Origin of the sequence: Arenimonas oryziterrae DSM 21050 = YC6267 (assembly GCF_000420545.1) — a bacterium.
In the GTDB taxonomy this organism is placed as follows: domain Bacteria; phylum Pseudomonadota; class Gammaproteobacteria; order Xanthomonadales; family Xanthomonadaceae; genus Arenimonas; species Arenimonas oryziterrae.
The window spans coordinates 481,871-503,516 of sequence record NZ_ATVD01000003.1; the positions used below are offsets into that span (position 1 = coordinate 481,871).

At 66.0% G+C, this 21,646-nt stretch carries 17 protein-coding genes and 1 riboswitch; of the genes, 14 read left to right on the forward strand and 3 right to left on the reverse strand.

Going from position 1 to position 21,646, the window contains the following annotated elements; genetic code table 11:
• The first annotated feature begins 3 nt into the window (after positions 1-3).
• The 5 genes from G467_RS16345 (at position 4) to G467_RS17560 (ending at position 6,417) form a co-directional block, all read left to right on the forward strand.
• The gene (locus G467_RS16345; protein ID WP_022969707.1) at positions 4-942 is read left to right on the forward strand and encodes a pseudouridine synthase; all 939 of its coding nucleotides are present in this window, start codon (positions 4-6) and stop codon (positions 940-942) included.
• Between the two features lie 3 nt (positions 943-945).
• A riboswitch (cobalamin riboswitch) is annotated at positions 946-1,150 on the forward strand.
• Positions 1,151-1,475: 325 nt separating this feature from the next.
• On the forward strand, positions 1,476-3,788 hold the full coding sequence (locus tag G467_RS0110540; protein WP_245559065.1) for a ribonucleoside-diphosphate reductase subunit alpha: 2,313 nt from the start codon (positions 1,476-1,478) through the stop codon (positions 3,786-3,788).
• A gap of 144 nt (positions 3,789-3,932) precedes the next feature.
• Positions 3,933-4,943, forward strand: coding sequence for a ribonucleotide-diphosphate reductase subunit beta (locus G467_RS0110545; RefSeq protein WP_022969709.1), 1,011 nt, complete (start codon positions 3,933-3,935; stop codon positions 4,941-4,943).
• A gap of 107 nt (positions 4,944-5,050) precedes the next feature.
• Complete coding sequence (queF, locus tag G467_RS0110550; RefSeq protein ID WP_022969710.1) at positions 5,051-5,878, forward strand: NADPH-dependent 7-cyano-7-deazaguanine reductase QueF; 828 nt, start codon at positions 5,051-5,053, stop codon at positions 5,876-5,878.
• Positions 5,879-5,889: 11 nt separating this feature from the next.
• A complete protein-coding gene (locus G467_RS17560; RefSeq protein ID WP_022969711.1) occupies positions 5,890-6,417 on the forward strand; it encodes a hypothetical protein in 528 nt (175 codons plus the stop codon).
• A 6-nt stretch (positions 6,418-6,423) separates the two neighbouring features.
• On the opposite strand, the gene G467_RS16355 is transcribed toward G467_RS17560, so the two are convergent.
• Complete coding sequence (locus G467_RS16355) at positions 6,424-6,960, reverse strand: hypothetical protein (protein ID WP_022969712.1); 537 nt, start codon at positions 6,958-6,960, stop codon at positions 6,424-6,426.
• Between the two features lie 110 nt (positions 6,961-7,070).
• Here G467_RS16355 and G467_RS0110565 point away from each other — a divergent pair, with 110 nt between their 5' ends.
• Positions 7,071-7,442 (forward strand): YkgJ family cysteine cluster protein, encoded by a 372-nt coding sequence (locus G467_RS0110565; protein ID WP_022969713.1) that lies wholly within the window; start codon positions 7,071-7,073, stop codon positions 7,440-7,442.
• 18 nt (positions 7,443-7,460) lie between these two features.
• On the opposite strand, the gene G467_RS16360 is transcribed toward G467_RS0110565, so the two are convergent.
• Positions 7,461-8,021, reverse strand: a complete 561-nt coding sequence (locus G467_RS16360) for a thioesterase family protein (RefSeq protein WP_022969714.1) — start codon at positions 8,019-8,021, stop codon at positions 7,461-7,463.
• 136 nt (positions 8,022-8,157) lie between these two features.
• Here G467_RS16360 and icd point away from each other — a divergent pair, with 136 nt between their 5' ends.
• Complete coding sequence (gene icd / locus G467_RS0110575) at positions 8,158-9,486, forward strand: isocitrate dehydrogenase (NADP(+)) (RefSeq protein ID WP_022969715.1); 1,329 nt, start codon at positions 8,158-8,160, stop codon at positions 9,484-9,486.
• Positions 9,487-9,593: 107 nt separating this feature from the next.
• On the opposite strand, the gene G467_RS0110580 is transcribed toward icd, so the two are convergent.
• Positions 9,594-10,634 (reverse strand): LysR family transcriptional regulator, encoded by a 1,041-nt coding sequence (locus tag G467_RS0110580; protein WP_022969716.1) that lies wholly within the window; start codon positions 10,632-10,634, stop codon positions 9,594-9,596.
• Between the two features lie 126 nt (positions 10,635-10,760).
• Here G467_RS0110580 and G467_RS0110585 point away from each other — a divergent pair, with 126 nt between their 5' ends.
• From G467_RS0110585 to aceK, 7 genes are all read left to right on the forward strand, one after another.
• Positions 10,761-11,030, forward strand: coding sequence for a hypothetical protein (locus tag G467_RS0110585; RefSeq protein ID WP_022969717.1), 270 nt, complete (start codon positions 10,761-10,763; stop codon positions 11,028-11,030).
• Positions 11,027-11,914, forward strand: coding sequence for an SDR family NAD(P)-dependent oxidoreductase (locus tag G467_RS16365; protein WP_022969718.1), 888 nt, complete (start codon positions 11,027-11,029; stop codon positions 11,912-11,914). Before G467_RS0110585 ends, G467_RS16365 begins: the two co-directional genes overlap by 4 nt.
• 113 nt (positions 11,915-12,027) lie before the next feature.
• Positions 12,028-13,233: an efflux RND transporter periplasmic adaptor subunit gene (locus G467_RS0110595; RefSeq protein ID WP_022969719.1), complete on the forward strand. Its 1,206-nt coding sequence runs from the start codon at positions 12,028-12,030 to the stop codon at positions 13,231-13,233.
• Positions 13,234-13,345: 112 nt separating this feature from the next.
• Positions 13,346-16,519, forward strand: a complete 3,174-nt coding sequence (locus G467_RS16370; protein WP_022969720.1) for an efflux RND transporter permease subunit — start codon at positions 13,346-13,348, stop codon at positions 16,517-16,519.
• A complete protein-coding gene (locus tag G467_RS0110605; RefSeq protein WP_022969721.1) occupies positions 16,512-17,984 on the forward strand; it encodes an efflux transporter outer membrane subunit in 1,473 nt (490 codons plus the stop codon). Before G467_RS16370 ends, G467_RS0110605 begins: the two co-directional genes overlap by 8 nt.
• 67 nt (positions 17,985-18,051) lie before the next feature.
• Positions 18,052-19,830, forward strand: coding sequence for an acyl-CoA dehydrogenase family protein (locus G467_RS0110610; protein WP_022969722.1), 1,779 nt, complete (start codon positions 18,052-18,054; stop codon positions 19,828-19,830).
• Positions 19,831-19,870: 40 nt separating this feature from the next.
• Positions 19,871-21,607, forward strand: a complete 1,737-nt coding sequence (gene aceK, locus G467_RS0110615) for a bifunctional isocitrate dehydrogenase kinase/phosphatase (RefSeq protein ID WP_022969723.1) — start codon at positions 19,871-19,873, stop codon at positions 21,605-21,607.
• Positions 21,608-21,646 lie beyond the last annotated feature (39 nt).

Here is a 21,646-nt window from a genome sequence, read left to right on the forward strand (position 1 = left end):
GGCATGCGCACTCGCCCCGCCCCCATCGAAGGACTCGCGGCCAGCACGCTGCAATTGCCGCCGGGGCCCTGGTCTACCGTGCTGGAAGGCTTGTGCGCGCGCTTTCCCGCCGTGTCGCGCGAGCAATGGCAGGAGCGCATGGCACGCGGACGCGTCGTCGACGGCGATGGGCGAGGTCTGACGCCGGAAACACCGTATCGGGTCGGACTCGAGGTGCATTACTACCGCGAAGTGGCAGACGAAGCGCCGATTCCGTTCGAGGAAGTCGTGCTGCATGTCGATGGCGATCTGCTGGTCGCGGACAAACCGCACTACTTGCCGGTCACGCCGGCGGGCGCGCATGTCCATGAAACCCTGCTCGGCCGCTTGATCCGCCAAACCGGCAATCCGGCGCTCGTGCCCCTGCACCGGATCGATCGCGAGACGGCAGGCCTGGTGTTGTTCTCGACCAATCCGGACAGTCGCGCTCACTATCAGGCGCTGTTTCGCGAGCGACGCATCGAAAAAAACTACGAGGCGATCGCGCCGGCGCTGCCGGAGTTGGAATTTCCTTGCACCCGCATAAGCCGCATCGTCGCCGGCGATCCGTTCTTCCGCATGCAGGAGATCGACGGGCCGGCCAACAGCGAAACCCGGATCGACGTGATCGCGCGCGGCGAAGACTTCTGGCATTACGCCCTGGCACCCGTCACTGGTCGCAAGCATCAGTTGCGCGTGCACCTGTCCGCGCTGGGGGCGCCGATCTGCAATGACGGGATGTATCCGGTGCTGCGCCCGCGCGCCGCCGGCGATTTTTCGGCGCCCTTGCAGCTGCTGGCCCGGCAGCTGGCGTTCGTCGATCCGCTCACCGGCGTCGCGCGCCGGTTCACCAGCGGTTTCTCGCTGGAGGCGGCGCCGATGCACATCCCGACCCCAACATCCAGTATTGACCCACCGGGTTAGCCCCGATAACTTGTGTCTGTCGGTCCCGGCCTCACGGTCGGGTTAATAGGGAAGCCGGTGTGATTCCGGCGCTGCCCCGCAGCGGTATGTGGAAACGAACGCCGTCAAAACGCACTGGGGCAACGGTCCCCGGGAAGCGACGGTCACTAGGTCAGGCGCCTGCCTGGAGTCCACGAGTCCGAAGACCTGCCGACAGCCGCGCGATGCACACCGCGCGGTGACCGGCCCAGGAATCTCCGGGGGGAGATGGCCGGTGTCGCACCGCGCTTTCTCGGGCCCTGCGACACCCTGTCTCCATCCTCCTGATTCCGCACGCCCGCGGGGGTGTGGCCGCACCGACGTTCAGCGTCGCTGCGTTCCGTCTCCGTGCCGCCGCCTCCGAGGGAGAGGTCGCGATGTGCGTCACGCACGGGAGCCACACCATGAGCCACAGCAGCACCCCCACCGACACCTTGGTCGACCGCATCGCCGACGACACGAGCACGCAACACATCCCGCAATTCAATCTCACGCCGCCGCCGCATGCCGGCGTCATGGGCGTGACCAAGCGCAATGGCCGCAAGGAACCGGTCGACCTGAACAAGATCGTGCGCGCGGTGACGCGCAGCGCCGAGGGTCTGTACGCGATCGATCCGATGCGCGTGGCCACGCGCACCATTTCCGGCCTGTACGACGGCGCGACCACGCGCGAACTCGACGAGCTGTCGATCCGCACCGCCGCGCTGCTGACCGCCGAAGAACCCGAATACGGCCGTCTCGGTGCGCGCCTGCTCGCGCAGTTCATCGAGAAGGAAGTCACCGGCCAGGAAATCCACGCGTTCTCGCAGTCGATCGCGCGCGGCCACGAGGTCGGCCTGATCAATGACCGTCTGCTCGCGTTCGTGCAGGCCAATGCCCGCAAGCTCAACGATTCGCTCGATGCCAGCTACGACCTGCGCTTCGACTATTTCGGCCTGCGCACGCTGTACGACCGCTACCTGCTGCGCCATCCGACCGCGCGCACCGTCATCGAAACACCGCAGCAGTTCTTCCTGCGCATCGCCTGCGCGCTCAGCGAGGACGTGCCCGAGGCGCTGGCGCTGTACCGGCGAATGGCGCGCCTGGACTACCTGCCGAGTTCGCCGACCTTGTTCAACGCCGGCACCACGCACGAGCAGCTGTCGAGCTGCTTCCTGCTCGATTCGCCGGACGATTCGCTGGAATCGATCTATGCGCGCTACGGCGATGTGGCGATGCTGTCGAAATTCTCCGGCGGCATCGGCCTGTCGTATTCGCGCATCCGCTCGCGCGGCTCGCTGATCCGCTCGACGAATGGTCTGTCCAACGGCATCGTGCCCTGGCTCAAGACGCTCGACGCGTCCGTCGCCGCGGTCAACCAGGGCGGCAAGCGCAAGGGCGCGGCCTGCGTGTATCTCGAACCCTGGCATGCCGATGTCGAGGAGTTCCTCGAACTGCGCGACAACACTGGCGACGAGGCGCGGCGCACGCACAACCTCAATCTGGCCAACTGGATCCCGGACCTGTTCATGAAGCGCGTCGAGAGCGACGGCACCTGGTCGCTGTTCGATCCGCGCGTGGTGCCGCATTTCGTCGACCTGTGGGGCGCGGACTTCGAGCGCGCGTACGAGACCGCGGAAGTGTCGGGCCTGGCCGCCAAGCAGGTGAAGGCGCGCGAGCTGTACGCGAAGATGATGCGCACGCTCGCCCAGACCGGCAACGGCTGGATGACCTTCAAGGACAAGTGCAATCGTGCGAGCAACCAGACGGCGCACCCCAAGAACGTCATCCACCTGTCGAACCTGTGCACGGAAATCCTCGAAGTCACGACCTACGAGGAAACCGCCGTCTGCAACCTCGGCTCGATCAATCTCGGCCAGCATCTGAACGAGCACGCCGAGTTCGATTTCGACAAGCTCAGCGAAACCGTGCGCCTGGCCGTGCGTCAGCTCGACCGCGTGATCGACCTGAATTTCTATCCGATCGAATCCGCGCGCCGCGGCAATCTGCGCTGGCGCCCGGTCGGCCTGGGCGTGATGGGCCTGCAGGACGTGTTCTTCCAGCAGCGCCTGCCTTTCGACAGCGAGGCGGCGCGCGCGTTGTCGGCGAAGATCGCCGAAGAGATCTATTTCAATGCCCTCTCGGCGTCGGTGGAGCTGGCGCAGGAACGCGGCGTACATCCGGCCTTCAACGAGACGCGCGCAGCCAACGGTGAACTGCAGTTCGACGCCTGGGACGTGGTGCCGTCGAACGGCGAGCGTTGGGATGCGCTGCGTGCGCGCATTCGCGAGCACGGTCTGCGCAATTCCCTGCTCATCGCGATCGCCCCGACGGCGACGATCGCCTCGATCGCCGGCTGCTACGAATGCGTCGAACCGCAGGTCTCGAACCTGTTCAAGCGCGAAACCCTGTCGGGCGACTTCCTGCAGGTCAACCGCTATCTGGTCGAAGAGCTCAAGAAGCTCGGGCACTGGACGCCGGAAATGCGCGATCGCATCAAGCTCGCCGAAGGCTCGGTGCAGGGCATCGCCGAGATTCCCGAGTCGCTGCGGCAGATCTACCGCACCGTCTGGGAAGTGCCGATGCGCTCCCTGATCGACATGGCTGCCGACCGCGGCGCATTCATCGACCAGTCCGCGTCGCTGAACCTGTTCATGGAAAGTCCGAACATCGGCGCGCTCAGTTCGATGTACATGTACGCGTGGAAGCGCGGCATCAAGACCACGTATTACCTGCGCTCGCGTCCAGCCACGCGCATCGCCAAGACCACGGTGACCACGACCGAACAGGCGACCGATGCGGTGATCTGTTCGCTGGAAAATCCCGAAAGTTGCGAGGCCTGCCAGTAAGGCCAGAACTCCCTCTCCCGCTCGCGGGAGAGGGCCGGGGTGAGGGCGGCAAGTTGCGACGATCCTGCCCTGTTTTTGCTGCCCTCATCCGCCCCTTTGGGGCACCTTCTCCCGGGGGGAGAAGGGAGTCCATAAGAGAATCCAATGACCACGTCCCGCTTGCTCGACCCCGGCTTCAACCTCACGCTGCGTCCGATGCGCTACCCGCAGTTCTACGAGAAGTACCGCGACGCCGTGCGCAATACCTGGACGGTCGAAGAAGTTGACTTCGCGCCCGACATCAACGACCTGCGCAACAAGTTCGGGCCGGCCGAGCGGCATCTGATCGAGCGTCTGGTCGCGTTTTTCGCGACCGGCGACGCAATCGTGTCCAACAATCTCGTACTCAACCTGTACAAGCACATCAACGCGCCGGAAGCGCGCCTGTACTTGTCGCGCCAGCTGTACGAGGAAGCGCTGCATGTGCAGTTTTACCTGACCTTGCTCGACACCTACCTGCCCGAGCCCGAACAGCGTGCCAAGGCCTTCGACGCGATCGAGACCGTGCCGGCGATCCGGCACAAGGCCGAGTTCTGTTTCCGCTGGATGGATTCGATCAATACGCTCGACCGGTTGGAAACCCGCGAACAGCGTCGGCAGTTCCTGCTGAACCTGATCTGCTTCGCGACCTGCATCGAAGGCTTGTTCTTCTTCGGCGCGTTCGCCTACGTGTACTACCTGCGTTCGCGCGGTCTGCTGCACGGCCTGGCCTCGGGCACGAACTGGGTATTCCGCGACGAGAGCGGGCATATGGCCTTCGCCTTCGAGGTCATCCGTGTCGCGCGCGAAGAAGAGCCGGAGTTGTTCGACGAACAGATGAAGGCCGATGTCGCGATGATGCTGCGCGAGGCGGTCGACTGCGAGCTGCAGTTCGCCGAGGACGTGCTGTCCGGCGGCGTGGCCGGATTGTCGATCCGCGACATGCGCCAGTATCTGGAATACGTCGCCGACCAGCGCCTGGCGCAGTTGGGCCTGCCCAAGCAGTTCGGCGCGAGCAATCCGTTCCCGTTCATGGATCTGCAGGACGTGCAGGAGCTGACCAATTTCTTTGAGCGTCGCGTATCGGCGTATCAGGTCGGCGTGCAAGGTGAGGTCGCGTTCGACGCGGCGTTCTGATCCGGCGGCCGGACCCCGCCCCGGTAGGAGCCGGCTTGCCGGCGACCCGGGTGTTCGCCAGCAAGCCGGCTCCTGCTTGGTCTGCGGGAGCGAGGTAACATAGGGGCATGGACCCGCTCGACCAATCCAGCCTCGGCAAGCCCGTCGTTTACGCCGGCAGCTACGACCCCGGTCTGCTGTTTCCGATTGCGCGCGCCGACAAGCGTGCCGAACTCGGCATCGGCGCCGACCTGCCGTTCATCGGCATCGACATCTGGAATGCCTTCGAACTGAGCTGGCTTGATGCGCGCGGCAAACCGCGCGTGGCGATCGCCGAGTTCCGCGTGCCGGCCGAATCGCCGAACATCGTCGAGTCCAAGAGCTTCAAGCTCTATCTCAACAGCTACATGCAAACGCGCGTGCCCGACACCGACACGCTGCGCGCTCAACTGGCGCGCGATCTCGGCGCCGCCGCCGGTGCGCCGGTGTCGGTCGTGCTGACCACGCCGACCGCGAAACAGGCGGCCCCGGTTGGGCCGCTCGAGGGCGAGGTCATCGACGACCTGCCGATCGAGGTCACGCATTACGGCCCGCCGCGGCCGGATCTGCTGTACGTCAATCCCGAAGCGATGGTCGAGGAAACCCTGGTCTCGCACCTGCTCAAATCCAATTGCCCGGTGACCGGCCAGCCCGACTGGGCCAGCCTGCAGATCCACTACACCGGTGCGCGTCTGGGTCGCGACGGCCTGTTGCGCTACCTGGTGAGCTTTCGCGAACACAACGATTTCCACGAGCAATGCGTCGAACGCGTGTTCATGGATATCCTGCGCGAATGCGCGCCGAGCCGGCTGTCGGTGTATGCGCGCTACACACGACGCGGCGGCCTGGACATCAATCCGTTCCGTTGCACGCCCGGCTGGCTCATGCCGGAAAACATCCGCACTTCGCGCCAGTGAGAGGAATGCCCATGCCGCGTCTGAGTCTGATCGTCCTTGCCGTGCTCGCCCTGTCGCCGCTGGTGGCCTGCAAGAAGGCGGCTGCACCGATTCCGGCCACGACGCCCGCGGCCGCCACCGCACCGGCGCCTGCGCCGGAGAAGAAAGAAGGTGGTCTGTTCGGTTTTCTCGCCAGCGAAGAAAAGCCCGCGCCGGCCGCGCTCGATCTGGGCGAATTCGAGATCGTCTCGGTGCGCCTGGGCAGTGCCGTCGATGCCGAGAACAATGTCGATGTCGGCAAGGACGTGCTCGGCACCAAGGATGCGATCTACGCCGCCGTGCTCAGCCAGGGCAAGCATCAGGGCCTGAAGATGTCGGCCAAATGGACCACGGCCGACGGTCAGCTCATCGCCGATACCGAGCAGGTGCTGGTGCCGACCTCGGCGACGGTCACGACCTTCAGCGTGCGCAATCCCGAAGGCTGGCCGGTCGGCAAATACCGCGTGCAGATTTCCGTCGATGGCCAGCCGATGCAGACGCGCAATTTCGAAGTGCGCTGAATCCGCTCAGGGCGTGGCAGCGGGGCGGCGATACAGACCGTCGAAGCTGACGATCCAGGTCTTGCCATCGTCGTTGGAGGTTTCCCACAGCTGTCGCACGGTGCCGTCGGCATTCGGCGTCCAGGTGATGCGTTCGTGCTGGGTCAGTCCGGTCTTGGCATTGGGCTTGTCCTGGCGTCCGGAGAGCACCATTTTGCCCTCGGCCCAGCCACCGACCAGATGCAGACGGCTGCCGGTGGTGTCGACCCAGAACTGCTCCCAGTGACCGGTGTCGCGGTTGTAGAGATTGAAACTCTTGCCCGAGTAACCGCTACCGCCGCTCCAGTTTTCGAGGATCACGCAGCCCTCGAGGATCGATTCGATGCGGCTGTGGCCCATCGGCTGATTGCCTGGCGCGGGCACTTCCCACTCTCCCAGCCAGAAGTCGAACTGGCGATGCTCGGGTGCGCGGCAGTCGGGTGGCGGCGGCGAACTCTGCGCATCGGCCGCACCGGCGGCGGCAAGCAGGGGCAATACGGCGAGGCGGCGCAGGAACGGATGCATGGCGATCTCCCGATGAGAACCCGAGCCTAGGCGCATCGATCCGAACCGACAACACGCCAGAGGTCATGGCCTGGCCGATAATGCGCTTTACCCCTCGGCCGGGATTCCGCGTGACCCAGCGCTCCGCCATCGCCCATCCCTGTTTGAGCTGCGGCGCCTGCTGCGCGGCGTTTCGCGTCGCCTTCCACTGGAGCGAATCGGCGCCGGCCGATCCCGGCGGCGTGCCCGAAGCCCTGACCGCGCCGGTGCGTCCGCATGTGCTGGCGATGCGCGGCACCGATGCGCGCGATCCGCACTGCATCGCGCTCGAGGGCGTGGTCGGGCAGGCGGTGCATTGCCGCATCTATGCCGCGCGGCCGTCGCCGTGTCGCGAGCTCCAGGCCAGTTACGAAGACGGCACGCACAGTGCGCAATGCGATCGTGCGCGGGCGCGCTACGGCCTCGCGCCGCTCACGCCGGCCACGTGGACCCAACCCATGTAGGAGCGACCCAGGCCGATCCTACGTCAGTGTGGCGTCGACGCGTTGCATCAAGGCCTGCTCCGAGGCGCGCCAGGCGATGACGTCGTCGGTGAGCGGGCGCGCGAGCATGCGCGACAGTTCGTCGCGCACCGCTGCCGGAAACGTGTCCAGATAGCTCGCCGTCGGCCGCAGGCCTTCGCCGCTGACCGCGCCGCCTTTCATGATGCCGCTCGCATGCAGCTTGCCGTGGCGCACGAATTCGAAACCCATGTAGTTCCAGCGTTCGTCCGAACACAGCCAGCGGAAGCGCAGCTCATAGCGCTGAAAGGGATTGAGTCCGCGCCGGTAGCTGATCAGCACGCCGCCGGCCATCGGTCGCCAGCCCTGCGCGACAAGGGCCTTGAGGAAACCGGTGCGACTGAAGAACTCCACCAGGGCCAGGTCGACCATCGTCAGGTAGCGACCGTTGTTCATGTGGATATTGATGTCCAGGTCATTGGGCAGGACGCGCCAACGCTGGCTCAGGGTGTCGGTGAAGGCCAGCGGGCGCATGAAATGCGCGCGCAGCAGGGTCCAGAGCAGGCGCAGGTAGAGGTTCATGCCGGCATTCTCCGCCGCCCTGGCGGACCTCGCCAGAGCCGTTCCAGACGCGCTGGCGCTTTCGCCACGGCCGGCAAACCGCGACAATGCGCGTCCAGCGCCCGACGAGGCGTCGAAGCATTCCACGGGAGGAGTCATGGCAGAACCCATCATTACCGCGCCGGCCGGCGGCGCGAAGATCACCATCGCGGGCGGCAAGCTCACGGTGCCGAACAATCCGATCATTCCCTTCATCGAAGGCGACGGCACCGGTCCCGACATCTGGCGTGCCTCGGTGCGCGTGCTCGATGCGGCCGTGGCCAAGGCCTACGGTGGTACGCGCCAGATCCACTGGCTGGAAGTATTCGCCGGCGAAAAGTCGAACAACCAGTTCGGCACCTGGCTGCCCGATTCCACCGTGCAGGCCTGCCGCGACTATCTCGTCTCGATCAAGGGTCCGCTGACGACGCCGGTCGGCGGTGGTATTCGTTCGTTGAACGTCGCGCTGCGTCAGATGCTGGATCTTTACGTCTGCTTGAGGCCAGTACGATGGTTCAAAGGCGTGCCGAGCCCGGTGAAAGCGCCCGAGAAGGTCAACATGACGATCTTCCGCGAGAACACCGAGGACATCTACGCCGGCATCGAGTGGGCCGGCGGCAGCGCGGACGCGCAGAAAGTGTTGGACTTCGTGGCGAAGGAATTCCCGCAGATGTTCGGCAAGATCCGCTTCGGTACGAGCGAGAAGAATGCCGAGTGGCAGAAGGCGCTCGAAGGCGTCGGCGGTCCCAAGCGCGACCTGCCCGTGCAGGTCGGCATCGGTCTCAAGCCGGTGAGCTACCTGGGCACCGAGCGTCTGGTGCACAGCGCGATCCAGTACGCGATCGCGCACAAGTCCAAGTCGGTGACCCTGGTGCACAAGGGCAACATCATGAAGTTCAGCGAAGGCGGCTTCCGTGACTGGGGCTACCAGGTCGCCAAGGACTTCTACGGTGCGGTCGAGCTCGACGGCGGTCCGTGGATGGTGATCCCGGAAGGCAAGCCGGGTGCGGGCCTGATCATCAAGGACGCGATTGCCGATGCGTTCCTGCAGCAGATCCTGCTGCGTCCGGCCGAATACGACGTCGTCGCCACGCTCAATCTCAACGGCGATTATCTGTCGGACGCCTTGGCTGCGCAGGTCGGCGGTATCGGCATCGCGCCGGGTGCGAACATCAACTACGTGACCGGTCACGCGGTGTTCGAAGCCACGCACGGCACCGCGCCCAAGTACGCGGATCTGGACAAGGTGAACCCGGGCTCGGTGATCCTCTCGGGCGAGATGATGCTGCGTTACATGGGCTGGAACGAAGCGGCCGACGCGATCATCAAGGCGATGGACGCGGCGATCGCCGGCAAGCGCGTCACTTACGATTTCGCCCGCCTGATGGACGGCGCGACCGAGGTGAAGTGCTCGGAGTTCGCCGACGAGCTCATCAAGCATCTGTAAGAAAATGTAGGAGCCGGCTTGCCGGCGACCTGGTCGGGTCGCCAGCGAGCTGGCTCCTACAAGAACAAAAAAGGCGCCGCGAGGCGCCTTTTTCTTTGTGCGAGGGATCAGCGGTTCGCCGTGACCAGCTCCGCATGCGCCTGCGGCTGCGCACCGACGCGCGCGAGTTCGACCGAGGCCAGGACCTGCGTCGCTTCCTGCGCGGCCTTCTCGTAGCGCAGCCGGTCCGGGCACAGCACCTGCATGTAGTCGGCGTCGAAATTCAGGCGTTCGACCAGGAAATCGACGAACGCGCGCACTTTCGGCGACTGCACCTGCCCGCGTGGATAGACCGCGTTGAACTCCATTTCCGGGCCGGTCCAGCCAGCGAGCACACGCCGCACATGGCCAAGCTCGGCGAAGGCTTTGACGGTGACATCGCTGGCGAGCATCAGGCCTTCGCCGCAGAGCAGCGCGCCGCGCAACGCGGCGGGATCGTTGGCGACCAGCACCGGGTCGACGGCGTAGTCGGACAGACGCGTGCCGTCGCTCAGCTGCCAGATGTAGCCGTTGTTGCGCCGCGACTTGGTCATCGCCAGCGCGCGATGGTGCATGAGGTCGTCCGGATGCAGGGGCTCGCCGTGGCGCTCGAGGTACAGCGGACTGGCATAGACCTGCGTGCGGAACACCGACAGGCGACGCGCGACGAGATTGGAATCGGGCAGGCTGCCGATGCGCAGCGCGACATCGATTTCCTTGTCGATGATGTCCAGCGACTCGTTGGTCAGGATCATTTCCACGCGCACTTCCGGATGGCGTGCGTGGAATTCGCCGAGCAGGGGCGCGATCCAGGTGATGCCGACCGAATACGGCGCAGTGAAACGCAGCCAGCCGCGCGGACCGCCTTGCAACTGACCGACGGCGCTTTCGGCTTCATCGAGTTCGCGCGCGATGCGCTGGCAATGTTCGAAATACACATTGCCCGCTTCGGTCAGGCCGAGCTTGCGCGTCGTTCGATGCAACAGCTGCGCACCGAGTCGCGTTTCCAGATCCTGCACCTTGCGGCTGACCGTGGTCTTGGGCAGGCGCAGGGCTTTGGCGGCGGCGATGAAGCTGCCGGCTTCGACCACCTTGACGAAGATGATCGTGTCGTTGAGATCGCGGGTCATGGCCGGGCTCCGTAATGGGCAAATCTGGATTGGACCGATTTCGGGACAATTATTCCCTGAATTGCCGGCTAATCAAGGGCCAATCGGAGGACTAGAGTGCGTCCACTCTCCCACCGGACCCTCGCCATGTCGGTACTTCGACTCGCCGGACCCATCTTCCTGACCCTGCTGCTGGCGTCCCTGTCGGCGCTCGCGCCGGGCGCCAGCGCCCCGCAGGAAACCGCGTCACAGCGCGCTCTCCCGGCCCTTCCGGCCGTGCCGGTGCAGGCCGCGCCGAGCCGCGACCCAATGCACGAAAGCAATCTGATCGCCGCAGCCAGCCCGGCCTCGGGCCTTTCCCGCTGGGACATTATCGTCCCGAATGCGGGAGAAAATATCCCGGATATGGGACAGTGAAAGGCCCGGTCCTGGTTCTCGACGCCCTGAACGGTATCGGCCGCGGCCTGGTGCAGGCCGTCATCGACGACGGTCGCCCGGTCATCGCCGTGTCGCGCGACCGCGCCGGCCTGGCCGTGCTGCAGGCCGAGTACATCGATGCCGACTTTACCGCCGTGCGCGGCTCGGTCGACACCGAACGCGACAGCGCCGCGCTCGCCGAAACCCTGCGTGCGCTGCATCGTCCGATCGCCGGCATGATCATCAGCCGCTGCCGCGAACAGGCGCGCGGCCGCATGCTCGATCTGCCGGGCGAGGCGCTCAAGGAAAAACTCGACAGCGATCTCTTGCCGCAACTCGCGGCTGCGCGGCAACTGCTGCCGCTGCTCGCCGCGTCGGGACGCAATGGCAGCTACGTCGTCGTTGGCGGCCCGGGCAGCGAAAATCCCTGGGCCGGTTACGGTCACCACTCGGTCTGTTCGGCCGCGCTGAGCATGCTCGTGCGCGTGCTGCACGACGAAGCACGTGCGTTGTCGGTGCGCGTGCAGCTGCTCGCCGTCGACACGCCCGCGCGCACCGTCGAAAACGAGGCCTGCGCCTGCGAGCAATGGCCCAGCGCCGTCGCGATCGGCAAGCAGGCGCTCGCGCTGATCGACCAGACCGACCCCGGTCAGCCCGTGCAGGCAATCGTGCGCTACGCGACGCCGACGACGCGCACGCGCCGCAGCCCCGCGACCGCCAACCTGTCCGCGCGTGCGCTCACACAACAGGCGACGTCCGCCTATCTGTCGCCCACGCATGCCGAACCGCTGATCGACGATCCGACCAGCAAGGATCCGCAGCGCTATCTCGACGATACCTGGGCGTTGCTCAAGCCGCTGTTGTCGGCCTCGGCCGGCAAATGAGCAACGCCATCGCGAACCCTGAGACATCGAGGCTTGACCTTCCCCCCAGGGCAAGCCCGAGCCTGCCATCCCCAGTCCACCGAATCCGAGTCGCCCTTCACGAGGTCAACGCCATGAACCACGCATCCATCACCGCCAAGAATCCGCCCGCCCTGCGCCTGCTCGCGCTGGCCGGCACCATCGCGTTTGCCCTCGTGCTCGCCGGTTGCGGCAGCCAGGCCGCCGAGCCGGTGGGTGGTCCGCCGCCCGCCGAGGTCAGCATCGCCACGGTGCTGTCCAAGAACGTGCGTCAGTGGGACGACTTCACCGGCCGCGTGGCCGCCGTGGAAACCGTCGACCTGCGTCCGCGCGTGAGCGGTTACATCGAACGCGTCGCTTACCAGGAAGGCCAGGAAGTGCGCAAAGGCGATCTGCTGTTCGTGATCGACCAGCGTCCCTACCAGGCCGAACTCGCCCAGGCGCAGGCGCAGCTCGAACGCGCCCGCAGCGACGCGGCCCTGGCGAAAACCCAGGACGCGCGCGCGCAGACCCTGATCGCGGCGAAAGTGATTTCCCGCGAGGAGTTCGAAACCCGTCACGCCGCGACCGCCGAACGCAATGCCGCCGTGCGCGGCGCCGAAGCAGCCGTCGCCACGGCGCGCCTGAATCTGCAGTTCACCGAAGTGCGTTCGCCGATTTCCGGCCGCGCCGGCCGTGCGCTGGTGACCACGGGCAATCTCGCGCAGGCCGATGCCACCTTGCTGACGACCCTGGTCTCGCTCGATCCCGTGCACGTGTATTTCGAAGGCGACGAGCAGAGCTACCTGCGCTACAACCAGCTCGCGCGCGAAGGCCGTCGCGACGCCTCGCACAATCCGGTGCGCGTGGGCCTGGCCAATGAAGTCGGCTTCCCGCACACCGGCACGGTCGATTTCATCGACAACCAGGTCGATGCGCGCACCGGCACGATCCGCGCGCGCGCCGTGCTCGCCAATCCCGACCACATCTTCACGCCCGGCCTGTTCGCGCGCGTGCAGATCGAGGGCAGTGGCGAGTTCAAGGCCCTGCTGATCGACGACAAGGCCGTGCTCACCGACCAGGACCGCAAGTACGTCTATGTCGTCGGGCCGGAGAACACCGCGCAGCGCAAGGACGTGCAGCTCGGTCGCCTGGTCGATGGCCTGCGCGTGGTGCAAACCGGCCTGGTGGCTGGCGATCGCGTGGTCGTGGACGGCGTGCAGAAGATCTTCTTCCCCGGCATGCCGGTGAAGGCGACGGTGGTGGCGATGGGAAAACCTGCCGGCGGCGTTGCCGCGACGACGGCGGTCGCCAGCAAGTAAGCGCAAGCGAAAGAACGCGCGGTCGGCAACGACCGCGGCAACACGAAATCATCCGGGCGGCCGTCCTGACGGCCGCCGATACCCGCGGCTTCGCGTCGCCCAAGGATTCGTCATGGATTTCTCCAGATTCTTCATCGACCGGCCGATCTTCGCCGCGGTGTTGTCGATCGTCATTTTCGCCGCCGGCCTGATTGCGATTCCGCAATTGCCGATCAGCGAATACCCCGATGTGGTGCCGCCGACCGTGCAGGTGCGCGCGATCTATCCGGGTGCGAACCCGAAGGTCATCGCCGAAACCGTGGCTACGCCGCTGGAAGAAGCGATCAACGGCGTCGAGGACATGATGTACATGAAGTCGGTCGCTGGCTCCGACGGCGTGCTCGTGATCACCGTGACCTTCCGTCCCGGCACCGATCCCGACCAGGCCCAGGTGCAGGTGCAGAACCGCGTCAGCCAGGCGCAGGCGCGTCTGCCCGAAGACGTGCGCCGCCAGGGCGTGACCACGCAGAAGCAATCGCCGACGCTGACCATGGTCGTGCACCTGCTCTCGCCGAGCGGCAAGTACGACTCGCTGTACCTGCGCAACTACGCCACGCTCAAGATCAAGGACGAACTTGCGCGCCTGCCCGGCGTCGGCCAGGCCGCGCTGTTCGGCTCGGGCGACTATGCGATGCGTCTGTGGCTGGATCCGAACAAGGTCGCGGCCCGCGGTCTCACGGCCGGCGATGTCGTGCGCGCGGTGCGCGAACAGAACGTACAGGTCTCGGCCGGCCAGCTCGGCGCCGAACCCACGCCCAACGGCAGCGACTTCCTCGTCCAGATCAATGCCCAGGGTCGTCTGCAGTCGGAAGAGGAATTCGGTCGCATCGTCATCAAGGCCGGCACGGACGGTGAAATCGTCCGCCTGTCCGATGTCGCGCGCATCGAACTCGGCGCCGGCAATTACACCCTGCGCTCGCAGCTCGACAACAAGGACGCGGTCGCGATTCCGATCTTCCAGTCGCCGGGCGCGAACGCAATCGAGCTGTCCGATGCCGTGCGTGCGCGCATGGCCGAACTGTCCACGCGTTTCCCCGAAGGCATGAGTTACGAGGTCGTGTACGACCCGACCGTGTTCGTGCGCGATTCGATCAAGGCCGTCGTCACGACCTTGCTCGAAGCCGTGCTGCTGGTCGTACTGGTGGTGATCCTGTTCCTGCAGACCTGGCGCGCGTCGATCATTCCGCTGCTCGCCGTGCCGGTATCGGTCGTGGGCACGTTCGCGGCCTTGTACCTGCTCGGTTTCTCGATCAATACGCTGACCCTGTTCGGCCTGGTGCTGGCGATCGGCATCGTCGTCGACGATGCGATCGTCGTCGTGGAAAACGTCGAGCGCAACATCGAGCAGGGCATGAGCCCGCTCGCGGCGGCGCACCAGGCGATGAAGGAAGTGTCCGGCCCGATCATCGCCATCGCCCTGGTGCTGTGCGCGGTGTTCGTGCCGATGGCCTTCCTCAACGGCGTCACCGGCCAGTTCTACAAGCAGTTCGCCGTGACGATCGCGATCTCGACGGTGATTTCGGCGATCAATTCCCTGACCTTGTCGCCGGCGTTGGCCGCGGCCCTGCTCAAGCCGCACGGTGCCGAGAAGGACGCGCCGTCGCGTCTGATCGACCGGCTGTTCGGTTGGGTGTTCCGTCCGTTCAACCGCTTCTTCGGTCGCAGCTCGGAGCGTTACCAGGGCGCCGTTGCACGTGCGCTCGGCAAGCGCGGTGCGGTGTTCGCCGTTTATGCCGCTTTGCTGATCGGCACGGGCGTGATGTTCCAGGCCGTGCCGGGTGGTTTCATCCCGACCCAGGACAAGCTCTATCTCATCGGCGGCGTGAAATTGCCTGAAGGCGCCTCGCTCGAGCGCACCGACGCGGTCATCCGCAAGATGAGCCAGATCGCGATGGAGACCGACGGCGTGCAGAACGCGGTCGCGTTCCCGGGCCTGAATGCGCTGCAGTTCACCAACACGCCCAATACCGGCACGGTGTTCTTCCCGCTCAAGCCTTTCCATGAACGCCACGGCCGCAGCGCCGAGCAGATCAATGCCGAGATCAACGCCAAGATCGCTGGCATCCAGGAGGGTTTCGCGTTCTCGATCATGCCGCCGCCGATCCTCGGCCTCGGTCAGGGCTCGGGCTACTCGTTGTTCGTGCAGGATCGCGCGGGCTTGGGCTATGGCCAGCTGCAGAATGCGGTGAATGGTTTCTCGGGTGCGATCTCGCAAACCCCGGGCATGCATTTCCCGATCAGCACCTACCAGGCCAACGTGCCGCAGCTCGACGCGCAAGTCGACCGCGACAAGGCCAAGGCGCAGGGCGTGCCGCTGACCGAGCTGTTCGACACCCTGCAGACCTATCTGGGTTCGCAGTACGTCAACGACTTCAACCGCTTCGGTCGCACGTATCAGGTCATCGCCCAGGCCGATGCGCCGTACCGCGATGGCGCGGAAGATATCGCCAACCTGCGTACGCGCAATGCCAACGGCGAGATGGTGCCGATCGGCAGCATGGTCACCCTGACCCAGACCTATGGTCCGGATCCGGTGATCCGCTACAACGGCTACCCGGCCGCCGACCTCATCGGCGATGCCGATCCGCGTCTGCTGTCCTCGACCGAGGCGATGGCCAAGCTCAAGGAAATGGCACCGCACGTGTTGCCCAATGGCATGAGCATCGAGTGGACCGACCTGAGCTTCCAGCAGGCCACGCAGGGCAATGCCGCGCTGCTGATCTTCCCGCTGTCGGTGCTGCTGGCCTTCCTCGTGCTCGCGGCGCTGTATGAAAGCTGGACGCTGCCGCTGGCGGTGATCCTGATCGTGCCGATGACCCTGCTGTCGGCCCTGGTCGGCGTGTGGCTGACCGGCGGCGACAACAATGTGTTCGTGCAGGTCGGCCTGGTCGTGCTCATGGGCCTGGCTTGCAAGAACGCGATCCTCATCGTGGAGTTCGCGCGTGAACTGGAGATGCAGGGCATGGGCGTGGTCGAAGCCGCGCTGGAAGCCTGCCGTCTGCGTCTGCGTCCGATCGTGATGACGTCCATCGCCTTCATCGCCGGCACCGTGCCGTTGGTGCTGGGCAGTGGCGCCGGCAGCGAAGTGCGCTCGGTGACCGGCATCACGGTGTTCGCCGGCATGCTCGGCGTGACCCTGTTCGGCCTGTTCCTTACCCCGGTGTTCTACGTGGCGCTGCGCAAGCTCATCGCGCGGCCGCTCGTGGTGCACGCCCCGACTGCGGCCCAGGAGGCTGTCCATGCGTAATGTCCCGAATAAAACCGCGCTCGCCGCGGCGGTGTTCGCCTTCGTGCTGTCGGCCTGCGCGATCGGCCCCGACCACGTCCGTCCTTCGTCGCTGGCGGTGCCGGAGAAATTCGTCGAAGCCGGTGCGATCGAGCCGCTGATGGCCACCAGCGCCGAGCGCAACGACCAAAGCGACTTCTGGCGCCGTCTGGGTGATGCGCAACTGACCGCGCTCGTCGAGCAGGCCCTGCTCGCGAACCACGATCTGCGCATCGCGCTGGCCAATGCCGAACGCGCACAGGCCCTGCAACGCGGCACGCGTCTGGATCTGTTGCCGACGGTGACCGGCGATGCCCAGGGCAGCGATGTGCGCGCCAGCGCCGATCAGCAGCCGGGGGTTGCCCGTGCCGATCGCGATGGCCGGCAGTACGACGCCGGTATTCGCGCGGCTTGGGAACTGGATCTGTTCGGGCGGGTGCGTCGCCAGGTCGAGGCCGGCCGGGCCGGCACCGACGCAGCGAATGCGGATTTCCGCGCGTTGCAGGTGGCGATCGTGGCGGAAGTCGCGCGCGACTACATCGAACTGCGCGGTCTGCAGGAACAGCTGCGCGTCGCCCAGGAAAGCGCGGAATCGCAGGCGGAAACCCTGCGCTTGGTCGAAATGGGTTTCCAGGCGGGACGCGGCACCGAATTCGATACCGCGCGTGCGCGCGCCTTGCTCGCCGGCACGCAGTCGCGCGCGCCGGCCCTGGAAGCGCGCATCGCGATCACGCTGCACCATCTGGCCGTGCTGATCGGCCAGCCGCCGGGCGCGGTCACCGAGGCGCTGAAATGGCGCGAACCGTTGCCGGCATTGCCGGGTGTTGTCGATCCGGGCACGCCGGGCGATCTGCTGCGCCGGCGTCCGGATGTCGCCGCTGCGGAATACCGTCTGCATGCCGCCACCGCGCGAATCGGCGTGGCCAAGGCCGATTTCTTTCCACGCTTCACGCTCGGCGGATTGATCGGCAGCCAGGCGGTGGATCGCGACGCGCTGTTCGGCCGTGACAGCGAAACGCGCCTGGTCGCGCTCGGCGTCGACTGGTCCTTCCTCGATATCGGTCGGGTGCGCGCCCGCGTCGCGGCGGCGGATGCCGACGCGGCCGCGGAACTCGCCCGGTACGAACAGACCGTGCTGCACGCCTTGGCCGACACCGAAGATGCGCTGGTGCGCTACGGCAATGCCCGCGTCGAAGACGAACATCTCGCGCGCGCCGCCGGCGACAGCGCCCGGGCCGCGCAACTGGCGCGCATCCGCTACGAAAACGGCGCGACGGACCTGTTCGAAGTGCTCGATGCCGAGCGCAGCAACCTGCAGGCGCAGGACGCGCTCGCGCAAAGCCGCACGCGCAGCCTCACCGGCTGGGTGGCCTTGTATCAGGCGCTGGCGGGCGGCTGGCCCGACACCCGTCCCACGCACACCGGCGTCGCCGCGCGCAGCCCCTAGGTCCGTCCGGGGCAGGCGCGGCGGCGCATAATCGGTCCGGAAGCTTCGACAGCCGACAGGTGAGCGCATGAACCAGGCCCAGACCCACGATCCGTCCGGCGATGCCGACTCGCGCCTGCTGCGCGACCAGAGCGTCGCCAAGAATCTGCTGTTCGGACAGATCCTCGAAGAGAACCTGTTCCCGTATCCGGCGCTGCGCGATCGCGATCGCGAGATGCTCGGCCAGATGGTCGATGCGATCGACAGCTTCCTCGCCGACAAGCGCGCCGACTTCGCACGCTGGGACCGCGAGGCGCACCAGCCCGCCGAGTTCATCCAGGCCCTGCGCGACATGGGTCTGTTCGGCCTGATCATCCCCGAACAGTTCGGCGGCCTGGAACTGTCCAACGCCGCGTATGCACGCGTGCTCGCGCAGACCAGCCGGCACGACAGTTCGGTCTCGCTGACGATCGGTGCGCACAGCTCGATCGGCATGAAGGGTCTGCTGCTGTTCGGCACCGACGAGCAGAAGGCGCGCTATCTGCCGCGTCTGGCGAGTGGCGAGATGATCGCCGCGTTCTGCCTGACCGAATCCGGCGCCGGCTCCGACGCGGCGTCCATCCGCACGACCGCCAAGGCCAATGCCGATGGCAGTTGGACGCTGAGCGGCGAGAAGATCTGGATCACCAATGGCGGCATCGCCGATCTGTACACGGTGTTCGCGCGCACCGACGGTGCCGAAGGCAAGATCAGCGCCTTCGTCGTCGAAGCCGCCTGGCCGGGCGTGAGTCATGGCGCACACGAGGACAAGATGGGCATCCGCGCCTCGTCGACGACGACCGTCGCCTTCAGCGATGTGCGCGTGCCCGCCGAAAACGTCCTGGGCGAGATCGGCAAGGGTTTCAAGGTCGCGATGGGCATCCTCAACAACGGACGCACCGGCCTGGGCGGCGGTGCCGTCGGCGGCATGAAGGCGCTGATCAAGCTGTCGGTGCAGCAGGCGCAGGAGCGGCGTCAGTTCGACCGGCCGATCGCCGAGTTCGGCTTGGTGCGGGAAAAGATCGCGCAGATGACCGTGGATTGTTTCGCGGCCGAAAGCGCCGTGTGGATGGTGGCGCACTATATCGACAGCGGCTGCCAGGATTATTCGGTCGAAGCGGCGATCAGCAAGGTGTTCGCCAGCGAGGCGATGCAGCGCGCGGCCTACGAGGCCTTGCAGATCGCCGGCGGCAGCGGCTACATGCGCGAGTTCCCGTACGAGCAGGTCACGCGCGATGCGCGCATCCTGCCGATTTTCGAAGGCACCAACGAAATCCTGCGCCTGTACATCGCCCTGTCCGGACTCAAGGATGTGGGCGCTTCCTTGTCCGAGCTCAAGTCGGCGGTCAACGCGATCTTCAACGATCCGATCAAGGGCTTCGGCGTGCTTTCGGGCTATGCCGAGCGCCGCTTCACCCAGGCCACGGGCTTCGGCGGCGATCGCATCCTCAGCCAGCTGGAGCCGCCGTTGCGGCCGCTGGCGGCGGTGTTCGAAAAGTACGCGACCGAACTCGCGCGCGTCGCCGATGAGTCCCTGCGCAAGTATGGCAAGGGCATCGCCGAGCACCAGCACGTGCAAAAGCGCATCGCCGACCTGACCATCGACCTGTTCGTCGGCCTGTGCGTGCTCTCGCGCGCCGATTCCCTGGCCAAGGCCGAGCCGGCGGAGGCCGCGCGGGTGATCGCGATCGCCAAGACCTTCACGCGCCAGGCGCGCCGGCGCATGAACCGCAACGTCCGTGATCTCGCGCGCAACGAGGACGAGACGCTGGATGCAATCGCCGCTGACGTGATCGGTCGCGGCGGCTATGGCTGGGACGTGATCTGAACCCTTGCACCAAAGGCAGGCCGGCCCGCTAGACTGGGCCATGCCTGCCGATGCCGTCCGCGCCGACACCCGCCCCGAATTCGCCGCGACCTGCGCGGCGGCGATCCGCGATGCCTTCAGCGACTACGACGCCCGCTTCGACGCGATCACCCGGCGCGCGCGCCATCGTTTCGAGACCCGCGACTGGGGTGCGGCGCGCGAGGATGCGCTCGAGCGCATCGAGTTGTACGACCGGTGCGTGGCCGAGATTTCCCTGGAGCTCGAACAGCGCCTCGGCGACCACGCGCAGGACCGGCCGCTGTGGTCGGCGGTCCGCGACCACTACGCGGCCCTCATTGCCGACCTGCTCGATCAGGAACTGTACAAGACCTTCTTCAACACGCTGACGCGGCGCTTCTTCAAGACCCGTGGTGTCGCCGCCGACATCGAATTCGTCGCGCTCGACATCGAGCCCACCGACCGCATCACCCATCCTGTGGCGCGGCACAGCTATGCGGTGTCGGGCGATCTCGCCGCGACCGTGGAGCGCGTGCTCGCCGGCTATCCGTTCGCGGTCGCGCACGCCGATGCACGCGGCGATGCCGCACGCGTCGCGCAGACGCTGACGGCGCGGCTGGCCGACTGGGGCGAGGCCGGCATCGTCGCGATCGAACTGCTCGACACCGTCTTCTACCGCGAACGCCGTGCGTATCTCGTCGGCCGCGTGTTCGGCCGCGAGCACTACGCACCCTGCGTGATCGCCCTGGTCAACGACGGCGCCGGCCTGCGCGTGGACGCCGTGCTCAGCGCGCGCCAGCATGTCGCGGTGCTGTTCGGCTATACGCACAGCTATTTCCACGCCGATCTCGCCACGGTCGGCGATGCGGTGGTGTTCCTGCGCACCTTGCTGCCGGGCAAGCCGGTCGACGAGATCTACACCGTGCTCGGCCGCGCCAAGCAGGGCAAGACCGAACGCTACCGGCATTTTTTCGGCTATCTGAGTGCACATCCCGACCAGAAGCTCATCCAGGCCGACGGCGAACGCGGCATGGTCATGGCGGTGTTCACGCTGCCGGGCAATCCGCTGGTGTTCAAGCTCATCCGCGACAAGTTCGCCTATCCCAAGAACATCGCGCGCGAGCAGGTGCAGGAAAAATACCGCCTCGTATTCCGCCACGACCGCGTCGGCCGTTTGATCGACGCGCAGGAATACCGGTTCCTGAGATTCCCGCGCGCGCAGTTCGCCCAGGTCCTGCTCGACGAGCTGCGCCGCGAGTGCCGCGAGTCGGTCAGCGAGGACGGCGAGGATATCGTCGTGCACCACTGCTACGTCGAACGCCGCCTGCGTCCGTTGAATCTTTATGTGAAGGAAGTCGGCGAAGACGCCGCGCTGGCGGCCGTGCTCGACTACGGCCAGGCGATCAAGGATCTCGCCCGCAGCAATATCTTCCCGGGCGACCTGCTGCTGAAGAATTTCGGCGTTACCCGCAACGGTCGCGCGATCTTCTACGACTACGACGAATTGTGCCTGGTCACCGAGTGCCGGTTCCGTCCGCTGCCCGAGCCGAAAAACGACGAAGAGGAAATGCATCACGGCGCCTGGTATTACGTCGCCGACAACGATGTTTTCCCCGAACAGTTCCCGCGCTTCCTCGGCCTGACCCCGCCCCAGCGCGACGCCCTGCTGCAAGTGCACGGCGAAATCTTCGACGTGCACTGGTGGCAGGACCTGCAGAAAAACCTGCACGCCGGCGGCTTCACCGACGTCCCGCCGTACCCGGAAAGCCTGAGGCTATAACCATCGCTCTCGCCGGGATTTTCCTCAGCAGATGAAGCG

Coding starts and splice junctions, on each gene's coding strand:
- G467_RS16345 (WP_022969707.1), top strand. CDS start 4: ATGCGCACTCGCCCCGCCCCCATCGAAGGACTCGCGGCCAGCACGCTG.
- G467_RS0110540 (WP_245559065.1), top strand. CDS start 1,476: ATGGGCGTGACCAAGCGCAATGGCCGCAAGGAACCGGTCGACCTGAAC.
- G467_RS0110545 (WP_022969709.1), top strand. CDS start 3,933: ATGACCACGTCCCGCTTGCTCGACCCCGGCTTCAACCTCACGCTGCGT.
- queF (WP_022969710.1), top strand. CDS start 5,051: ATGGACCCGCTCGACCAATCCAGCCTCGGCAAGCCCGTCGTTTACGCC.
- G467_RS17560 (WP_022969711.1), top strand. CDS start 5,890: ATGCCGCGTCTGAGTCTGATCGTCCTTGCCGTGCTCGCCCTGTCGCCG.
- G467_RS16355 (WP_022969712.1), bottom strand. CDS start 6,960: ATGCATCCGTTCCTGCGCCGCCTCGCCGTATTGCCCCTGCTTGCCGCC.
- G467_RS16360 (WP_022969714.1), bottom strand. CDS start 8,021: ATGAACCTCTACCTGCGCCTGCTCTGGACCCTGCTGCGCGCGCATTTC.
- icd (WP_022969715.1), top strand. CDS start 8,158: ATGGCAGAACCCATCATTACCGCGCCGGCCGGCGGCGCGAAGATCACC.
- G467_RS0110580 (WP_022969716.1), bottom strand. CDS start 10,634: ATGACCCGCGATCTCAACGACACGATCATCTTCGTCAAGGTGGTCGAA.
- G467_RS0110585 (WP_022969717.1), top strand. CDS start 10,761: ATGTCGGTACTTCGACTCGCCGGACCCATCTTCCTGACCCTGCTGCTG.
- G467_RS0110595 (WP_022969719.1), top strand. CDS start 12,028: ATGAACCACGCATCCATCACCGCCAAGAATCCGCCCGCCCTGCGCCTG.
- G467_RS16370 (WP_022969720.1), top strand. CDS start 13,346: ATGGATTTCTCCAGATTCTTCATCGACCGGCCGATCTTCGCCGCGGTG.
- G467_RS0110605 (WP_022969721.1), top strand. CDS start 16,512: ATGCGTAATGTCCCGAATAAAACCGCGCTCGCCGCGGCGGTGTTCGCC.
- G467_RS0110610 (WP_022969722.1), top strand. CDS start 18,052: ATGAACCAGGCCCAGACCCACGATCCGTCCGGCGATGCCGACTCGCGC.
- aceK (WP_022969723.1), top strand. CDS start 19,871: ATGCCTGCCGATGCCGTCCGCGCCGACACCCGCCCCGAATTCGCCGCG.